This is a genomic window from Sunxiuqinia elliptica (assembly GCF_900113005.1).
GTDB lineage: Bacteria > Bacteroidota > Bacteroidia > Bacteroidales > Prolixibacteraceae > Sunxiuqinia > Sunxiuqinia elliptica.
In genome coordinates, this window is the sequence record NZ_FONW01000002.1 from 533,072 (window position 1) to 550,978 (window position 17,907).

A 17,907-nucleotide genomic window follows, 5' to 3' on the forward strand; every position below is an offset into this window, starting at 1 on the left:
TGTCCCCACTTAGTTTGCTTGAGGAATTGTTTTCTTTAAACCAATCATAACTCTGAAAAAACAAAACTGGTCACGTTTTACCGGGTCAAAAAGGTAATAGGCAGTAGCCACGCGACAAATATCCTTGATCTCAGAAAAAATGGCGTTAATAACACGCTTGCCCTCTTCGGTTAAATGATCTGATGTGTTAATCAAATCGAAGCATGCTTTAAATTCATGCAGTTGATTGTCAAAATCCGTTAGATTTTGAATGAGTGTCAGCGGAATCGATTTATTTGTAAGCAGGTCGGAAAGCTCTGAGCTCATGTTTTTGTGTAACGTTTCGAGCAGAAAATACAAACTGTGGTAATCCCCATTCTTGGCATCGCTGAAATAGTCGTTATAGCCTAACTCTTCAAAAAGGTATTTCTGAAATTTTTTATCTTCTTTAAAATCAACTTTTATGAGGGCCCGCAAAATACTTACTCTTTTGAGGGCTGAGATCATGAGTTCGTGAACGTAGTGTTGTCGCTCGGCGTGGCGACAGAATGATTCGGAAGGGAGATAATCTGCCAGGGCGGTGTTAATCCGTCCTTTTAGTTCAGCGGCATAGGCCGGAGTCCAGTCGGTCCGTACCAGCGCTAGTTCGTAGATGTTTTCGTTGAAAGATTGAACGATTTTTTTGCAAGCCAGAATGGTTGCATTGGCTGTTGAACACGTAATTTTACCATCCATTTGAGCTGATTTTTGGGTTGTATGTTAATGAACTTCTAAAAAAAGTTACGATAAAACCAGCTCATAAAAAATGCTTAATCTTCTTAAAATGAGAATTATGTTGTAGAATATCTCATTCTGTAAAGATTAAGCATCTTGCTATTCTAAAAAGAACCTATGTTTTAATAGTTGATCTTCATTCCTCGTTTTCTTTCTGCTTCGCGAAGTAAAATTTTACGCATCCGGAATGATTTTGGAGTTACCTCCAAGTATTCATCTTTCCCAATATATTCCAACGCTTCTTCTAAGCTGAAACGAATTGGTGGTGCCAGCTTTGTTTTTTCATCCGAGCCAGAGGCACGCATGTTAGTCAGCTTTTTCGATTGAGTGACGTTGATGGTCAGGTCGTCAGCACGTGTATTTTCGCCAATAACCATTCCTTCATAAACATCTTCGCCTGGAGCAACGAAGAAGCGTCCACGATCCTGCAGCTTGTTCAGAGCATAAGCAAATGAGGTTCCCGGTTCTTTGGCAATCAACGAACCATTTTTCCGTCCTTCAATTTCACCTTTTAATGGTTGGTACTCTATAAATCTGTGAGTCATGACTGCTTCTCCAGCCGTAGCTGTAAGCATGTTGGTTCGTAAGCCGATAATTCCGCGTGAAGGAATCAGAAATTCCAGGTGGATTCGGTCGCCTTTACGTTCCATATTTTGCATTTCTCCTTTTCGAACAGAAACCATCTCAACCACTTTCCCTGAAAATTCATCAGGAACATCAACGTGCATTTCCTCCACTGGCTCACATTTGATTCCGCCAATTTCTTTGTACAAGACTTGTGGTTGGCCTACTTGCAGCTCATAGCCTTCGCGACGCATGGTCTCAATCAGCACTGAAAGGTGTAGAACACCTCGTCCGTAGACTGTGAAAGTATCAGCTGACTCACCTTGAACAACACGCAATGCCAGGTTTTTCTCCAGCTCTTTATGTAGTCTATCGTGTAGGTGGCGTGAGGTTACAAATTTTCCTTCTTTTCCAAAAAACGGAGAATCGTTGATGGTGAAAATCATACTCATGGTTGGCTCATCAACAGCAATTGGATCAAGAGGTTCCGGGCTTTCTAAATCGCAAATGGAATCACCGATGTCAAAACCTTCGATGCCTACTAAGGCACAAATATCTCCGTTTTGCATGCGATCCACTTTTTGGCGTCCTAAACCGGTAAATGTATGCAGCTCTTTTATTTTGCTTCGTTTGATCGAACCATCGCGTTTTGCAAGGGCCACCTGCATGCCTTCAGTTAGTTCTCCACGATGAATCCGCCCAATGGCAATTCGTCCAACATAAGAAGAATAATCCAGAGAGGTAATCAACAATTGAGGTGTTCCTGGATTTGGTTTTGGAGCAGGAATGTATTCAATGATTGCATCGAGAAGCGAACCAATATTATCGGTTTTCTGACTCAGATCAGGTGTCATCCATCCTTCTTTAGCTGAGCCATAGATGGTTGGGAAGTCCAATTGTTCTTCGGTTGCATCCAGGCTAAACATCAGGTCGAACACTTGTTCGTGCACCTCTTCGGGGCGACAGTTGGGTTTATCGACTTTGTTAATAACAACAATGGGTTTTAACCCTAATGCTAAGGCTTTTGAAAGCACAAAGCGTGTTTGAGGCATGGTGCCTTCAAAGGCATCAGCCAAAAGTAAAACCCCGTCAGCCATGTTCAATACCCGTTCTACTTCTCCACCAAAGTCGGCGTGTCCAGGGGTATCAATGATGTTGATCTTGACATCTTTGTAGTTTACTGAAACGTTTTTAGCCAGAATGGTGATGCCTCGTTCGCGTTCCAGATCATTGTTATCGAGAATCAGCTCTTGCTTTTTTTCGTGTTCTTTCAGGATGTTACAATAGTAAATCATTTTGTCAACCAAAGTGGTTTTTCCGTGGTCGACGTGTGCGATAATCGCAATGTTTCGAATCTTCTGCATACTTTCTTCAAAATTGAGGCGCAAATATAATTTTATTTCGCGTAGAGTGCGCTCTATCTTTTTATTTGTTGATGGTAACTTAACAAGCTGTCGCGGAATTGGTTTGCTTGAAAGGTCCCATTTCTTTTTTCGAGGGGGATCGGGCTGATAAAAGTTTTTTTTAGGAGCTGATCCTCAGAAAATGACAACTAAAGAATTTTACGGTCAAAACCAAGCATTTGAAAGATAAAATATGCTTGGTGCATGAAGTTGGATTTGCAACGCGTCGGTGAAGATGGTTTTGTCCAAACATAGTTTCTGGAAAGTTTCCCATTTTTGTTGTGGGGGAAAAAGTTTTTGCATGTGCAGTAGAAGAATAAGCTTGTTTTTTTCTCTTAAATAATTGCCTATATTTTGTCCAAGTTTAATTTAAAACAAAATTTATGATTTTAGGAGTTTCGGGTTGGCTTAGTGAGAAGTTAGGATGGAAAGAATCGTACATCCGGATTGCGTTTGTTGTTTCGTTTTTATTTTTTGGAGTTGGATTGGGTTTATACCTGATTCTGTGGATTGTGAAAATGTTTTCGAAATAACAACGAATAGCAAAAGCCGGGTGCGCTAAAATTTGGAGAGCTTGGTGTCGACAACTTTTAATGTGCCCCGGTGGACTTCAATTTTTATTGGACTTTTTAGGAAAACCGGATCGCCATCAATATGAACTTGTTTGTTTGAAGTCTGGATCGTTATCGGGCCAGCTGTTGAAATGTAGCGAACGTAGTGGTTTGGCTTGAGTGTGCCTAAAAAGAGTCGGGCGGAAAAGCCCAAAAAATGGATTAATGGCATCGGTTTTACCAGAACCATGGTTAAGAGACCATCGGTGGGATTTGCCATGGGAGCAATTTTTGCACCATAGCCAAACTGGGCAATTGTCGCCAGATTAATCATGAAAAAACGATCTTTTATAGTCTGATCTTCCCACTGGATGTTTGCTTCAATCGTATGTTTTGCAAAGTAGATGCGGATGGTGCTAAGCAGGTAGTTCCAAAAGCCACGCCCTTTGCTGTGGGCAAAGTCATGGGCAACAGCAGCATCATAGCCTAAACCGCTCATATGTACACTGGAATGTCCATTCAGGTAACACACATCTGCCGAGTGTAGTTTTCCTCGTTCTATGGCAGCAAGCAGTTGCTCCAGATTATTGGAAAAGCCAAACTCACGGGCGAAACCATTGCCAGATCCGGTTGGAAACACCGCCAGCGCTTTCTCCTTTCCAGCTAACACCGACGCCACTTCGTTGACAGTACCATCGCCTCCTACAGCCACAAAAACATCGTAATGTTCCATTTCTTCCAGAATGATTTGCTTGCTATGACCGGGAAAAGCTGTCAAACGGAAATCAATATTGGAGCCAGCATCAATTAGTTGCTTTTTGAGTTGAATAGCCTTTCGGCTACCAGCTTTTGGGTTGAGGATAAAAAGTACTTTCTTCAAACTGGTTGTCATTCCAAAGTCTGTTAAACAAGGATGTTGAAGATAAAGTTATTTTTCTTGTAGGCAAAAAAGAAGTCAGCGTAATTGCTGGCCTCTAGCTAGAATTTATTTCTGTAAGATGACTTTGTAACTTCTGAAGTTGTATTGTTCGTCCAATTGTAATAGGTAAATCCCGTCGGGCTGATCTGAAAGATCAAACTGTATGGATTCAGATGGAGCAACAGTCTGTTGCTTGATCAACTTCCCTGTAAGGTTCAGTAGCTGAATCGTGCATCTTTCTCTCCGATCGGCGATGAAAACAGTTAGCTTTCCCGAGGTCGGGTTGGGATACACTTTTATTGTTTGCTGATCTTGATCAAGATCGACATTCGTTGGAAAGTTGACTGTTACGATTATCTTTCCCAAGGCTTGTGCGCCAAGTAAATCTGTACCGACAAGATTGAATGAATGAGCTCTGACGTGGTCTGAGTTCGTTGGGGAAAATTGAATGGTTCGGGTTTCTGGATCAAAATGAACCCAGTCGGGGAGTGGTTGACCGTCAGTTCCCTTTAGCTCAATACTAATTTGATCTCCCTCGTCGGGATCAGAAAATAAGTCGGCAGAGAGCACCAACTCCTTGGTTTGTCCTTTTTCAATTTCCAATTCTTCAACGATTTCCTGGCTGATTTCCGGAGGGCGATTCTCCAATACTGTTAGCAGAAATTCTTTGGTTATTGAAGCTTGTTCATTACTTATTGTGACTGCGATTGTTGCATCTCCAAATGTACCAGCTTGTCGATTTAAGAAGAGCGTTCCTGTATTGGCTCCTGCTTCATAATAAACGCTTGTGTTTTGTACAATCTCATGATTGGAGGAGGTAACGGAGAATTGAACAGGAAGCTGTTGTTGACAAGTGGCTCCAGAGCTAATTTCATTGAGCGCAATCGTAAGCTGTTTTTGATGAGCCGGAATTGTAAGATCCGAAAGCTCTGCCAACTGAGGTGGCATAATGGATGAATTTACAATAACCTGGAAGCTCATTGTCGTATTGTTTCCAGAAGGATCTGTCGCCTTAAATGTTACCGTTGTTGCACCTGCAGGGAACTCACTACCACTGGGCAGACCTTCGGTTTGAGTTAGATGAACATCGCAGTTGTCGGTTGCTGTGGGCAGGCCAAAAGAGGCTTGCGCAGTACAATTGGCATTCGCATCCAGAATGATATCTGGTAACTGTTCTAGCTGCGGAGAAATATTTTCAACAACAGTAACCGTTGAAGTACAAAATGACGAGTTTCCGTCAAAATCAGTCAGTGTTAATGTCACTTTATTATTTCCAATATCGGTGCATGTGAATTGAGTTCGATCTATATGGGTTTGCTGAATTCCAACATTGTCATAAGATCCAGCATCAATAAAACTACTTGTAATGTTTACTTTTCCATCGTCATCAAGATAGACCGTAATGTCTTGACAGAGAGCTACCGGTGGAACTTCGTCAACGACAGTGATTGTTGCATCGCAACTACTGGTATTCCCCGATTCATCTTGAACCAGGAGTGTTACATTATTGGCCCCAATGTTGCTTACTCCGAATGCGATTGGTCCATCTTTAAACTGGAGGGTGACAGCACTACAGTCATCGTAGGAACCGTCATCAATTTCAGAAGGATTGATTTGACGAGCTTCGTCGCTTGTAAGGCTTATGGTAATGTCTTTACAGAGGGCTACCGGAGGATTGTTTTCAGCAATGGTAACGGTCAAAGAATATGTTGAGAAATTCCCTGATTGATCGGTAACTTTTAGTAGAACTGCTTGTTCGCCAATATCAGCACAAGTAAATGCTGTTGGAGTCAATTCTATTGATTGAATTGCACAATTGTCGATTGCAGTGTATGTCAGGTCCGAAAGGGCTAGTGTTGCTTTGCTGTTTTCATCGAGGTAGATAGTAATGTCGTCGCAAGTCACAGTAGGCGAAATGGTGTCCAATACGGTGACAGTGGCTGTGCAAAAGGCTGTGTTGCCTGCCGCATCTGATACGGTCAACGGAATTGAGTGATTCCCCAGCTGGCTGCAATCAAAAGAAAGAGGACTTGTTCCTGTATCAAAAACTGTTACTTCGCAGTTGTCAGTTGATTCTTCACCTAATTCTTTGGCAGTTATGCTGGCTACACCATTCTCATCCATGTAGATTGTTGTATCCTTGCATATAGCGGTTGGGGAAGTGTTATCAACAATAGTTATGGAAGCTTTAGATGATGCTTCGTTACCATAAAGATCGATGGCTGTTAATATAATTTCATGCTGTCCAATATCAGAACAACTAAAACGATTTATTTGATCTGCAAGCTTGAGAGAAGGAGCACTGCAGTTGTCAGTCATGTTTTCGACCAAATCAGCATTGAGAATGTTGGCTGCTCCATTTTCATCCAAAGGAAGCGTGATTGTTTTGCCTACGATTACTGGAGCAATCGTATCTTTTATTGATATTAATGCATTACATGTTCTTGAGTTCCCTGATCCGTCAGAAACGGTCAATTTAATTGTTTGTTCTCCAATAGAGTTACAATTAAAATCATGAATCAAATCGGGAGAAAGCAATTCCGATCCACTACAATTATCGTCTAGATTAGAAAGAAGTTCAGAATTTATAATACTGGCTTCTCCGATGGCATCAAGGTAAAGTGTGGTGTCTTTACAAGCTACAGTAGGCGAAATAGTGTCCAATACGGTGACAGTGGCTGTGCAAGAAGTGGTGTTTCCCGCCGCATCTGATACGGTCAACGGAATTGTGTGATTCCCTAGCTGACTGCAATCAAAAGAAAGCGGAGTCGTACCAGTGTCAAAAGTTGTCACCTCGCAGTTGTCCGTTGATTCTTTCCCCAATTCCTCAGCAGTAATGCTAGCTGCACCATTCTCATCCAGGTAGATGGTTGTGTCTTTGCAAAGGGCGGTAGGAGCCAGGTTGTCAATGATTGTTACTTTGGCTTGGCAACTTTCTGTCTCTCCTGCTGCATTGGAAACATACAAGGTAATTGTTACCTCGGGTCCATCAGTACAGCTTAAGTCGGTTTTAGATAATGACAGTTTGGGGGTTTCGCAAGGAACGCTTGAGCCATTGTCGATTTCAGAAGGACTTAAGGTATAAGTTCCATCACCATCAAGCGTAACGGAGATGTCTTTACAAACTGCATGAATCGTATTTATTTCTGTTGTTATTCGTTGAGTGAATACCTCATCTTTGGCTTCGGATGACCGCCCAAACCAGCTTACCCAAAAATATCCATTAAGTGGATCATAAGAGATTTGAGGAGCATGAGAGATCGAGCTTAGATCGCTGAGCTTAAATGGCGTTCCAAAATTAGAGCAAGGGGTTGTTGAAAACTCTTGTGCCCAGACTTCGTCTTCCGTTTGATTATTCCAACTGACCACAAAACTATTGTTGGTGGGGTGAGTAGCGACAGCAGGCTGCCCTTCTGTAGAGGAAGCATCTCCAAATTCAATAATTCCAGGCTGTTCAATACCTGTGTTATCGGTTAATATCGCATGAATCTGTCCTTGGAGATCATCGTATGCGATTAAAAACTGGTTAACGGAGCTGTTGTATACAATGGCTGGGGTTGCCACATTGCTTATGGTTGTATAGTTATTTAAGGTTCCGGTTGTTGCGTCGATCTTTACAGTCTTTGAAAAAAGATTGCTATTATGATCAGCCCAGGTAACTAAAAAGGCATCATCTTGTGTATTATAGGCTAAATCAATGGCGTAAGGAAGCAGGTAGTTGGTTGTTGCTTGGCCTAAGGTAATTGTCGTTCCTTGTAATGTTCCAGAAGCATCCACCAGTTGTCCGAATATGGTTTGACTGCTACTTTCAAAATAAACAACCAGGTAAGTTCCCTGTCCATCTGAAGCGACGTTAGCTGCCATGTTCCAAACATTGTTACTTGCCACAACCAGTTCGGTTATTTTCGTTTCGGTATCTGTATTGATAAGCGCTAGCATGACCGAATCTTTAGCTTCTGTTCGACTTTCAAGCCACACAACTGCTGCTGTTTGTGATTGCAGATCGTAAGCGACTTTAGGCCTTTCAGCGTAACGAATAGCCGTAGCTGTTGACAGCAGCGTTCCAGTTGTTCCTGGAGTGCCATCCAAGTCACCGTTGGTATGGAAGGAGTAATAAATCCGGTCTGTTCCATCATTGTTGCCTGTCCATGTGAACAGAAACTTCTCTGAAGAGCTGCAATAGACGGTTTGTGGAAAGCTCGCGCTTACAGTATTTGTTGCTGTTTTGCTGTCTTGCCCAATTTCAGAGGCTAGAACTGTTTGGAAAGGAAACGTGGAAAATAAAAGGAATAGAAAAATACAAGCCAAGTAGTAGTTTCTCATAAGTTTATTTTCAGTTGGGGGTTGAGTATATTATATGAAGCATTTCTCTTGAGCTAAACGAATAAATATGGATTGAGCCATCCCGATCGGTAGTCATTATCTAAAACGGCAAATTGTTCGCTAAATTCATTCACCGGTTGAAAGCCTTCTGATGGCTGGCTCGTTGGCAAGCTTGAATGGCTGGCTTTTACCTTGTTGATGTATAGTTTGTTTTGAATCATGCCCGATTGTTTATCGATGTGCACAGGTCCCCTCGGAGAACTAAGGGAGCAGGATTTGAGAGCTTCAATCATTGAGGCTGCTGAAAAATCGCTACTACAACGCGATAGAGTATCATAGATAATTTGCCCGGTTTCGTAGCCTAAGGTGCTAAATGAATCGGGTTGCTTTTTGTATTCTTTCTGATAGCTGCTGATGAAATTGTGATTTTCTTTTAATTCCAGGTTTTTATTCCAGCTACTGATGTAAGTCAGTTGGTTGGCAGCTTCACCGAGGTTGATTAATTGATGTTCATCAGCAACAAAGGCAGTTGTAATAACTGGCGTTTTGATTTTATTAAAATGAAGCGCTCGAAGCATTTCTTCAGCAGCTTGTCCGTGTCTAAACAAGTAAATACAATCAGGTGATGCTTGCTTTATTTGAGCAATTGTTTTCTCAATGAAACCCTCGTCATTCTGGTCAGCAACATAGTTCTCTATGAGCTCTCCACCTGCATCCTCCACTCCTTGGCGGAAAGTAAAAAGGGAGTCGTAACCACTATCATAAAACGAGCTTACGATGGCAATCTTTTTCCCATATTGCTCAACGGCATAGTGCCCGGAATGGTACGCTGCCTGGTAAAGTCCCAAACTCGTGAAGAACAGGAAGGGATTGTGCTTTAATTCGTTTAGTAAATAATTTTCTCCGGAGCTGGCTAAAAGAGCAGGTACCTTTGCATTTTTGAATAAGGTGTTGGTGTGGGCTGCTACTTCCGGATTTAAAAGACCAGAGATGAAATCAACATTATTTTCGGTTAACAACTTCTGAACCTTTTCTTTGACAATCATTGGTGTGCCATAATTGACAGACTCGACCACCAATTCGATCTGGTCCTTTTGAATGGCTTTATGTTGATTGATTCCACAGCGCAGGCCATTAAGAAATGAACCAGGGTATTGAGGGTGTTCGGTCGATTGAGGCAACAAAATACCAATTTTAAGTTTTTGACCTTTGGTATTCAACCGTCTTGCCTGGGCTTGAAAAGGACGCATGACAGAGCCAGTTAATCCAATTCCTGCCAGTTTTAGAAAATTTCTTCGATTACTCATAGTGCATTAGCTTCGTGATGGGAATAAGCCTTGTAAGGCAATGCAGTAGTATACTGCAAGTGAGGGTTGCATATTATCGTGAGCTTGTCCTTCTCCTGTTTGTGCAACTCCATTGGGATTCATTATCGTTTGAGGCTGGGCAGTTGTGTATCTTTTCTCATTTTTAGATTGGCTTAATGAGGGAGAACTTCCAGCTTCTTTAGTTCCCTCTGTTTCTGCAATCATGAGCTTATGGGTGTGGGCTGGCAGTTCATTTGCTGTTAATGTATGGGTTTCTGCTCCTGATTTTGCTCCTGGTTGTATCGTTGAATTGTTTGGGTGAACAGGAGAGCGTCCTCGAAGATCGGGAAGCGCAAATGATGTTTGCCCATCACCGCCATAAGTTGTTCCCAACAAGGAATATAACGATTGATTTTGATTGATGGGTAGAATTTGTCCATCGCAAAAGGCCCAGCCCCGAGGGGCAAAGTTGAACCCGACGATTCGTATTTCGGCTAAAAATGGTTCTGACATAGTTTTGGGTTTAGTGTCTTGAAGGATAAATGCCAAAGAGTGCAATGATATAATTGATACAGGTATAAGGCATCAGGTTGTTATGCGACCGTGAGCCTCCTGTATTTTGAACCGTGCTTGACGAAAATGTTGCCAGATTGGTTGCATCAGACGTATATGCCCGATCGGTGGATCCTGCAGCAATAGCTGTGTTGACATTACCTGTGGAATTGCCTACGGCGACATCTGCTGGAACAGAGTGGGTGTGCCCCGGAACTTGGTTAGTCGTAAGTGTTACTTTCTCAACTCCTAATTTGGCTCCAAGACGCCTGTCACTTAAACCTGGTCCAGCTCCTGCATGGATTGGAATTCGCCCTCGTAAGTCGGGCAGTCCAAACGTGGTTCTTCCATCTCCTCCATAGATGGTTCCCAGTAAAGAAAAAAGCGCATCATTTTGTGAAACGGCAAGGAGTTGTCCATCGCAAAAGGCCCAGCCTCTTGGAGCAAAATTTCCGGCAAACATTCTTATTTCGCCAACAAATGGTTCAGACATAATCGTTTTTTTATGATCGTGATGGATAAAGACCTACAAGAGCAATGATAAAGTTAATACCGAGGTACGGTTGCATGTTGTTGTGAGCTTGTCCTCCTCCTTGAGGGGAAAGTTCATCAATGTTTTGTGTTGGCGAAGAACTCGTATAAATACTGGCTTCAGGAACGGCTGATTGAGCGAATAGCTTATTTGCAGGATTATTAGAGTCTCCGGCTGTGCTTCCATTCAAGTACATGGAATGGGAGTGGTTTGGTATTTGGCTCTCTGTTAAAGTAACTGAGCTTACACCTCCCTTTTGTCCTAGGCGTCTATCCGTTAAGCCAGGCCCGCGTCCCGGATGCATAGCTGCCTGCCCCTGTAGATCTGGGAGCGCTGTAGTGGTTATTCCATCTCCTCCATAAGTGGTGCCAATTAAAGAAAAGAGAGCTGTATTTTGAGCGATCGGAAGCAGCTGCCCATTGCAGAAGGCCCAGCCTCTTGGGGCAAAGTTTCCTGCAAAAATGCGGATTTCGGCAATGAAAGGTTCAGACATAAGAGTTGATTTTTCTTTAGTTTAGTTGTTGTTGTATTTTGAACTCATAAAAGAGTTTGTAGTTTTGAATAATTAAAAATAGTTGTCTTTTAGTTAGAATTCAATAGAAATAACACACTTTATGGAAATTGGTTTGCGCAAGGTTGAAAAGAATGACTTACTTTTTTTAAAACAGGTTTATCGGAGTACCCGAGAAGAGGAGTTAGCTTTAACCGAAATGAAGCTGGAAGAGAAAAATCAGTTTGTTGATTTTCAATTCAATGCTCAACATACACATTATTTAAAAGCCTATCAGGGGGCTGATTTCCAGATTATTTTACTGGATGGCGAGCAAGCAGGGAGACTGTACCTTTGGGAGACCGAATCTCAAATTCGAATTATGGATATCGCTTTGTTAAGCCAATTTCGGGGAAAAGGAGTCGGCACGAAAATTTTAAATGACCTCATTCTGGATTCAGAGAGCAAAGGAAAAAAGTTAACCATTCATGTTGAGTATTTTAATCCTGCATTGAGGCTCTACGAGCGACTGAATTTTAAACGAACCGATGATACCGGAATTTATTACTTTATGGAACGCCAGCCTGAAATGGGCAATCCTTGATCTATTGAATAAACCGTTCCAGTTTTATTGGCTCTATGGGTAGACTTTTCGGAATCTCGTTTAGTTGAGGGAATACTTCAGCTAAGGTTCGACTGTTAATCGTTGGAATGCTATCCGTTTCGAAAGGGAATGGGCGACGGGTATAACGTAAAAACCATTCGTACAATTGGTCATTGTTGTACGTTCGATGAATATCGTGTCCTGTGTTTTTCAATCTCGAATAGGTAACAGCGGCTCCTTGGGCCTTTAAGGCCTCTACCATTTGATCTGATCTTCTTACCGGAACCTGTCTGTCTGCAGTTCCGTGAAAGACCCAAACAGGTAGGTGAGCCAGGTTTTCTGCCCATTGAGTTTTCCCTCCACCACATAAGGGGGCAATGGCTGCAAACCGATGTGGATAACGGTTGGCAAGTTCCCAAGTGCCAAACCCACCCAGGCTCATGCCGGTCAGGTAGACCCGGTCCGGATCAATCCGATACTGGCTGCTGACCTCGGAGTAGATGGTGTCCAGCCAATTTTCGCTGGCCCAGTTTTTTCCCCACGGACATTGAGGAGCCACAACAATGAAATCCATTTTTTTTCCGCGATCTAAAAAGAACGGAAGTCCGTAGCGTTTGATCCGGTTGATGTTGGTGCCCGACACCGAACGCCCATGCAAATAAAAAATTACGGGGTAGAGTTGATGTTGCAGGCTGTCGTAATTTTCAGGTAAAAAGGTGAGGTAATTATACCTCACTTTCTTCGTATTATTTTGTGCTTGCGAAGGACTCGTGATCAGAAAAAACAGGCCCATCAGCAACAGAAAGAAATATCGTTGGTACATATTGGTCAGATTTGAACAGGCGAATATATAAAAAGCATGCTGCGGTGCTTCGTTTAACAAGCCTACTTTTGCAAGTATTAACAAATCTGGAATGAATGTACCAACGAAAGCGATGGTTGCTTGGGCGATATCCGTTTCTCTATTTGTGTCGCTTTTTTAATTCACGAGCGAGGTCTTCAATGCGATAGCCTTTGTGTGTCAGCAGTACGATGAGGTGATAAAGCAAATCAGCTCCTTCGTACAAAAAGTTTTCATCGTCGTTAGCCATGGCGCCAATGATGGTTTCCACTGCTTCTTCACCCACTTTCTGCGTAATTTTACGGGTTCCGGACTGAAACAGGGAAGTTGTATATGAACCTTCGGGCATTTCTTGTTTTCGCTTATCGATGAAATCCTGCAAGTGTTTAATAAATGCCAGATCGTCCAATTCATTATTTTCATTCCAGCAGGTATCACTTCCTGTATGGCAAACGGGGCCTACCGGATTCACTTTTATGAGCAGGCTGTCGTTATCACAATCAGTTGCTATTGAAACAACATTCAAAAAGTTCCCACTCTCTTCACCTTTGGTCCATAGCCTGTTTTTTGTACGGCTAAAAAAGGTAACTTGTCCTGTGGCTTCGGTTTTTGCCAAAGCTTCTTCGTTCATAAATCCCAACATCAATACTTTGTTGGTGTCGTTATCTTGAATAATTGCCGGAACGAGTCCGTTTCCTAATTTCGAAAAATCTGTTTTTATCATTTTGTTTTATTTCAAGTTCATTCTATCTAATGCGCGATGTTTTCTAATGTTGCCAAACAAATTGTAGGTGACCATTACCGAGAAATAGTTACCTGCCAGATTGGTGCCTCCCGTATTTTTGTAGTTGACGATGTTGTATTTTGCCTGAACACCGAGGTAATTCATACTTTTTGAGTAGAATCGGTAGCCAAGGCCAATGTTGAGGTTCAGAGCATTGATGGACTTTCCTTTGATGTCGTTGTCCACATCGCCTTCAATGGCATCAAAACCATCAAATGCAATTCCTCCAACCAAGTCAAGCTCCCTTTTTAGGTTGTTATGAAGTTCGTAAGACAAGTCGAGCCCAACGAGACCTCCAAGGTAGTGGTCGGTTGATTTGAGCTGGTCATCATGAATAACCTCATACATTTCCTTTGCTTTTCCGGGACGAATGGCGATTGTCAGGTCGTACTGCATTTTCTTCATTTTAAAGCCGAACTGCATTCCGATAAGTGCTTTGGGGCCAATAACCGATGCAAGGTCTCCGGTTGGCAGATAAATTCCAGAAAGTACGCCAAAGTTTCCGTCAATCATGTTTTTGATTTTGGCTGTCTCCTCTGAGTAAACTTGCTCCAGCGGAGTTGTTGCTTCTTGTTTTTGCTGAAGGTGTTGCCAGAATCCTTCAGTATTGTTGGCATACAGCAAGCAAAAGGCGCGTGCATCGCCGGTCACCTCCTTGTTTTGAAGCAGACTTTCAGCCCATGCAGTTGTTAGCAGGTCAAAGTCTGACTTTAGCGGAATAAATCCGAGGGCAACTTTATAATATTCGTAGTATTGGTGATAGTTTTTAGCTTTTGCAAACTCTTGCCGATCAATGTAAGTGAAAACATGGCTCATGAGTTCTTCTTGGTCAAGTTCCTGGCTTGAAAATATGCCGAGCTGGATTTGACTGAGCACCTTAATACGAAAGATGGGCTCGGACTCACCACAGAATTCTTCCCAGCGATTGACCACATGGCTGATTGAATCGTAGGCCTGTTTGGTGTAGAGGTCATTGATAATTTGGGCCGAATTGTAGGCCACATTTTCGCAGTTGGGAATATCCTGAAGCAACTTGTGATCAATGTCGGTTTGTGCATTGGCTTGTCCCAATAAGGCTAGCGAGATAAGAAGTGTCAGAAGGTATTTTCTCATCGGTTTTTTAGTTAGTGATTTTTCAAACTGAAAATACAACAATCCTTTTATTTTTTATCGCACTGTAATGCCTTTTTGTTTGAGGTATGCTTTTAAGTCGGGAATCGCAATTTCTTTGTAGTGAAAGATACTGGCAGCTAGCCCGGCATCAGCTTTCCCTTTGGTAAAAACATCGACAAAATGATCCATGTTGCCAGCGCCACCTGAAGCAATGATGGGGATTTTTAATGAGTCGGCCATTCTGGCCAGTTCATCATTGGCAAATCCAGCTTTGGTGCCATCATGATCCATAGAGGTGAACAAAATTTCTCCGGCACCGCGATCTTCAGCTTCCTTGGCCCACGAAAATAATTCTTTGTCTGTCGGAATTCGTCCTCCATTAACGGTGACCGTCCAGTGCCCATCGTAGTTTTTGGCATCGATGGCCACGACAACAAATTGGGTTCCGAAGTTTTTGGCCAGGTCATCAATCAATTGAGGGTTGCGCACTGCTGAAGAATTGATGCTGACTTTGTCGGCTCCGGCGCTCAGCAAAGCTTCGGCATCTTTGATTTCGCTGATGCCACCGCCCACAGTAAATGGAATATTGATTTCGCGAGCGATACGCTTTACCAACTGAACAAAGGTTTTTCGTCCTTCATGTGTTGCTGTAATATCGAGAAAGACCAATTCATCAGCTCCCTGTTCGGCGTATAAAGCACCCAATTCAACAGGATCGCCTACGGATTGTATATTGACAAAGTTCACGCCTTTTACGGTCTGACCGTCTTTAATATCCAGGCATGGTATGATTCGTTTTGCTAACATTTTTTTTAGTTTGTAAGTAGACTAGGCAGAAGCTAGAAGGCAGAAGATGGTTTTCTCTTTCCTCTCTTTTTTCATTATTCCTGAGTCTATTTTTAGTTTTTTTTAAGCTTGAGCTTAGAAATTAAGCTAGATAGCATCTTTTCAATTTCGATACTTAATGAGTTTATCTCTGTGTATTTTTCTTCATCAATATAATTTAGTTTGTATGAGAGTTCTAATTGAGTTTGGAATTCATACAGCGAGCCAGATGCAATCTGAAGGAAGCGAATATAATCCCCTAAATGATTTCTTCCATATCCTTCTGCAATATTGCTGGGAATTGAAACTGCACTTCTTTGTATTTGGGAAATAATTCCGAATACTTCTTCTTTGGGAAATGTTTTGGTCTCTCTATAAATACTTAAAACGAGGGACATCGATTTTTGCCAAACAATTAGATCTCTGTAGGTTTTCATATTTTTGTTTTTAGATCCTTTAGGAGTTTCCTTTTTGATGTCAGCAACTTATTTAGACTTCTGCCTTCTCCCTTCAACCTTCTGCCTTAAATATAAAACTGTTCAATCTGAGCTAAAGTAATTTTACCTTCATAAATGGCTTTGCCCGTGATTACACCGGGAACACCCATCTCGTTCAGTTCGTGGATATCTTTCATGCTGGCAATTCCGCCACTGGCAATGAGCTCAAGTCCTTCGAACTTTTGCATGATTTCCTGGTAAAGCTCAATACTGGGGCCGGTGAGCATGCCATCCCGGGCAATATCTGTGGAAATAACTTTCTGAATGCCTTTACTTGTATAGCTCTCAATGAAATCAAGAATCGATAATTCGGAAACCTCCTGCCAGCCGCTTACCGCAATTTTTTTGTCTTTGGCATCGGCTCCCAAAATAATTTTCTCGGGGCCATAGGTTTCAATCCAGCTTAAAAACGTTTCCCGGTCTTTTACCGCAATGCTGCCTCCCGTGACCATTTGTGCTCCACTCTCAAAGGCTATGCGTAAATCGTCATTTGTTTTTAAACCACCTCCAAAATCAATAACCAGGTCGGTTTTTCCGGCAAGCTGCTCAAGCACTTTGTAGTTCACAATGTGTTGAGCTTTTGCTCCATCCAAATCAACCAAATGTAAGCGGGTGATTCCGGCATCTTCAAACATTTTTGCTACTTCCAGCGGATTTTCATTATAAACCGTTTTTTGGTTATAGTCGCCTTGAGAAAGCCTGACGCATTTTGCATCAATTAAATCAATGGCGGGGATGATGGTTATTTGGGAGGTTCTTGAGTCTTTGAGTTCCTGATTCTTTGAGTTCATAGTTTGTTTTCTTCGTGGGTTCTTTGGGTACAAAAATATTGATGGACTTATGCAATCTTATCAATTTAAATTTTCAAAAAATTCTCTAACAGTTTCGAGCCTACTGAGCCACTTTTCTCGGGGTGAAACTGCGTGGCGTAAAAATTGTCCTTTTGCAAGGCCGCGCTGAACGAATTGATGTAATCACAAACAGCTGCAGTATGTTCACCCACCGTAGCATAATAAGAATGCACAAAATAGAAGTATTGATTGTCAAGTGACGGATCAAATAGCTTGCTTTTCAGGTTGGAGATGGTGTTCCAACCCATGTGCGGAACTTTGGTTGAAAATTCCATGCCAGGTTGTGGAACAAACCGTTTTACCTGTTCTTCAAAAATTCCCAGGCATTGGGTATTTCCTTCTTCTGAATGGCTGCACATGAGTTGTAAGCCAAGGCAGATGCCAAGTACCGGTTGTGTTAAAGAGGGAATGAGTTGATCCAAGCCTTCTTTCTTTAGGTAAGCCATGGTGGTGCTGGCTTCACCTACTCCTGGGAAAATAACTTTATTGGCAGCTTTGATCTTTTCGTGATCTCCGGTGATTTCAGCTTGAATTCCTAACCGCAACAAGGCGTTGCTTAGTGATTCGATGTTCCCTGCGTTGTATTTGATAATGACGATGTTCATGCTTTTTGTGTGCATGAGTACCTAAGTACTCAATTTATTTAATAAGTTTTTTTCTAATCCTCGAAGTAGTGCTTCAATCTCTTTTGTTTGCTCGTACAAGAGTTTAAAATCAGAAGAGTTTAAATAGCCTATGTTATTGGAAATTTCAAGCTGTGTTTGGCACTCATAAAGTGAGCTGATTGAAATCCGAATATAACGGATAAACTCATTATTACCTTTTCTTCCAAAACCTTCAGCAAAGTTACTAGGAATAGACACTGCTGCTCTTCGGATTTGCGATGTCAAACCAAATAACTCTTCTTTAGGAAAGTTAAGTGTTGTTTTGTATACATCAGTAACAAAGGCCATTGCCTTTTGCCAGGCAATAAATTCTTTATAAGTCTTCATGTTTGG

18 protein-coding genes are annotated in these 17,907 nt (G+C 42.0%); 2 read left to right on the forward strand and 16 right to left on the reverse strand.

What is annotated here, in order from left to right:
- Positions 1-9: 9 nt before the first annotated feature.
- Both BM156_RS06890 and typA read right to left on the reverse strand, forming a co-directional pair.
- Positions 10-714, reverse strand: coding sequence for a hypothetical protein (locus BM156_RS06890; protein WP_093919099.1), 705 nt, complete (start codon positions 712-714; stop codon positions 10-12).
- Positions 715-875: 161 nt separating this feature from the next.
- Positions 876-2,681: a translational GTPase TypA gene (typA, locus tag BM156_RS06895; RefSeq protein ID WP_093919100.1), complete on the reverse strand. Its 1,806-nt coding sequence runs from the start codon at positions 2,679-2,681 to the stop codon at positions 876-878.
- 422 nt (positions 2,682-3,103) lie between these two features.
- Here typA and BM156_RS06900 point away from each other — a divergent pair, with 422 nt between their 5' ends.
- Positions 3,104-3,253 (forward strand): PspC domain-containing protein, encoded by a 150-nt coding sequence (locus BM156_RS06900; protein WP_093919101.1) that lies wholly within the window; start codon positions 3,104-3,106, stop codon positions 3,251-3,253.
- A gap of 25 nt (positions 3,254-3,278) precedes the next feature.
- On the opposite strand, the gene BM156_RS06905 is transcribed toward BM156_RS06900, so the two are convergent.
- The 6 genes from BM156_RS06905 to BM156_RS06930 all read right to left on the reverse strand — a co-directional run bounded on the left by BM156_RS06905 (position 3,279) and on the right by BM156_RS06930 (position 11,397).
- Entirely contained in the window at positions 3,279-4,163 is an 885-nt protein-coding gene (locus tag BM156_RS06905) for a diacylglycerol/lipid kinase family protein (RefSeq protein WP_093919102.1), read from the reverse strand.
- A gap of 93 nt (positions 4,164-4,256) precedes the next feature.
- The gene (locus tag BM156_RS06910; protein WP_093919103.1) at positions 4,257-8,513 is read right to left on the reverse strand and encodes an HYR domain-containing protein; all 4,257 of its coding nucleotides are present in this window, start codon (positions 8,511-8,513) and stop codon (positions 4,257-4,259) included.
- 53 nt (positions 8,514-8,566) lie between these two features.
- Entirely contained in the window at positions 8,567-9,820 is a 1,254-nt protein-coding gene (locus BM156_RS06915) for an ABC transporter substrate-binding protein (protein WP_093919104.1), read from the reverse strand.
- A 6-nt stretch (positions 9,821-9,826) separates the two neighbouring features.
- On the reverse strand, positions 9,827-10,333 hold the full coding sequence (locus BM156_RS06920; protein WP_093919105.1) for a phage tail protein: 507 nt from the start codon (positions 10,331-10,333) through the stop codon (positions 9,827-9,829).
- Between the two features lie 10 nt (positions 10,334-10,343).
- Entirely contained in the window at positions 10,344-10,865 is a 522-nt protein-coding gene (locus tag BM156_RS06925) for a phage tail protein (RefSeq protein WP_093919106.1), read from the reverse strand.
- Between the two features lie 10 nt (positions 10,866-10,875).
- The gene (locus tag BM156_RS06930; RefSeq protein ID WP_093919107.1) at positions 10,876-11,397 is read right to left on the reverse strand and encodes a phage tail protein; all 522 of its coding nucleotides are present in this window, start codon (positions 11,395-11,397) and stop codon (positions 10,876-10,878) included.
- Positions 11,398-11,518: 121 nt separating this feature from the next.
- Here BM156_RS06930 and BM156_RS06935 point away from each other — a divergent pair, with 121 nt between their 5' ends.
- Positions 11,519-11,998 (forward strand): GNAT family N-acetyltransferase, encoded by a 480-nt coding sequence (locus tag BM156_RS06935; RefSeq protein WP_093919108.1) that lies wholly within the window; start codon positions 11,519-11,521, stop codon positions 11,996-11,998.
- Position 11,999: 1 nt separating this feature from the next.
- Here the strand turns inward: BM156_RS06935 and BM156_RS06940 are convergent, their stop codons facing one another.
- The 8 genes from BM156_RS06940 to BM156_RS06975 all read right to left on the reverse strand — a co-directional run bounded on the left by BM156_RS06940 (position 12,000) and on the right by BM156_RS06975 (position 17,901).
- Entirely contained in the window at positions 12,000-12,821 is an 822-nt protein-coding gene (locus BM156_RS06940; RefSeq protein ID WP_212733440.1) for a carboxylesterase family protein, read from the reverse strand.
- Between the two features lie 139 nt (positions 12,822-12,960).
- Positions 12,961-13,563, reverse strand: a complete 603-nt coding sequence (gene hisIE / locus BM156_RS06945; RefSeq protein ID WP_244525718.1) for a bifunctional phosphoribosyl-AMP cyclohydrolase/phosphoribosyl-ATP diphosphatase HisIE — start codon at positions 13,561-13,563, stop codon at positions 12,961-12,963.
- Positions 13,564-13,569: 6 nt separating this feature from the next.
- On the reverse strand, positions 13,570-14,736 hold the full coding sequence (locus BM156_RS06950; RefSeq protein WP_093919109.1) for a hypothetical protein: 1,167 nt from the start codon (positions 14,734-14,736) through the stop codon (positions 13,570-13,572).
- 54 nt (positions 14,737-14,790) lie between these two features.
- Positions 14,791-15,543 (reverse strand): imidazole glycerol phosphate synthase subunit HisF, encoded by a 753-nt coding sequence (gene hisF / locus BM156_RS06955; protein ID WP_093919110.1) that lies wholly within the window; start codon positions 15,541-15,543, stop codon positions 14,791-14,793.
- A gap of 92 nt (positions 15,544-15,635) precedes the next feature.
- Positions 15,636-15,998 carry a four helix bundle protein gene (locus BM156_RS06960; protein WP_093919111.1) on the reverse strand — a complete coding sequence of 121 codons (363 nt, stop codon included), beginning with the start codon at positions 15,996-15,998 and terminating at the stop codon, positions 15,636-15,638.
- A gap of 86 nt (positions 15,999-16,084) precedes the next feature.
- Positions 16,085-16,849 carry a 1-(5-phosphoribosyl)-5-[(5-phosphoribosylamino)methylideneamino]imidazole-4-carboxamide isomerase gene (gene hisA / locus BM156_RS06965; RefSeq protein ID WP_093919112.1) on the reverse strand — a complete coding sequence of 255 codons (765 nt, stop codon included), beginning with the start codon at positions 16,847-16,849 and terminating at the stop codon, positions 16,085-16,087.
- Between the two features lie 65 nt (positions 16,850-16,914).
- Entirely contained in the window at positions 16,915-17,514 is a 600-nt protein-coding gene (hisH, locus tag BM156_RS06970) for an imidazole glycerol phosphate synthase subunit HisH (protein ID WP_093919425.1), read from the reverse strand.
- 21 nt (positions 17,515-17,535) lie between these two features.
- Entirely contained in the window at positions 17,536-17,901 is a 366-nt protein-coding gene (locus BM156_RS06975; protein WP_093919113.1) for a four helix bundle protein, read from the reverse strand.
- Positions 17,902-17,907 lie beyond the last annotated feature (6 nt).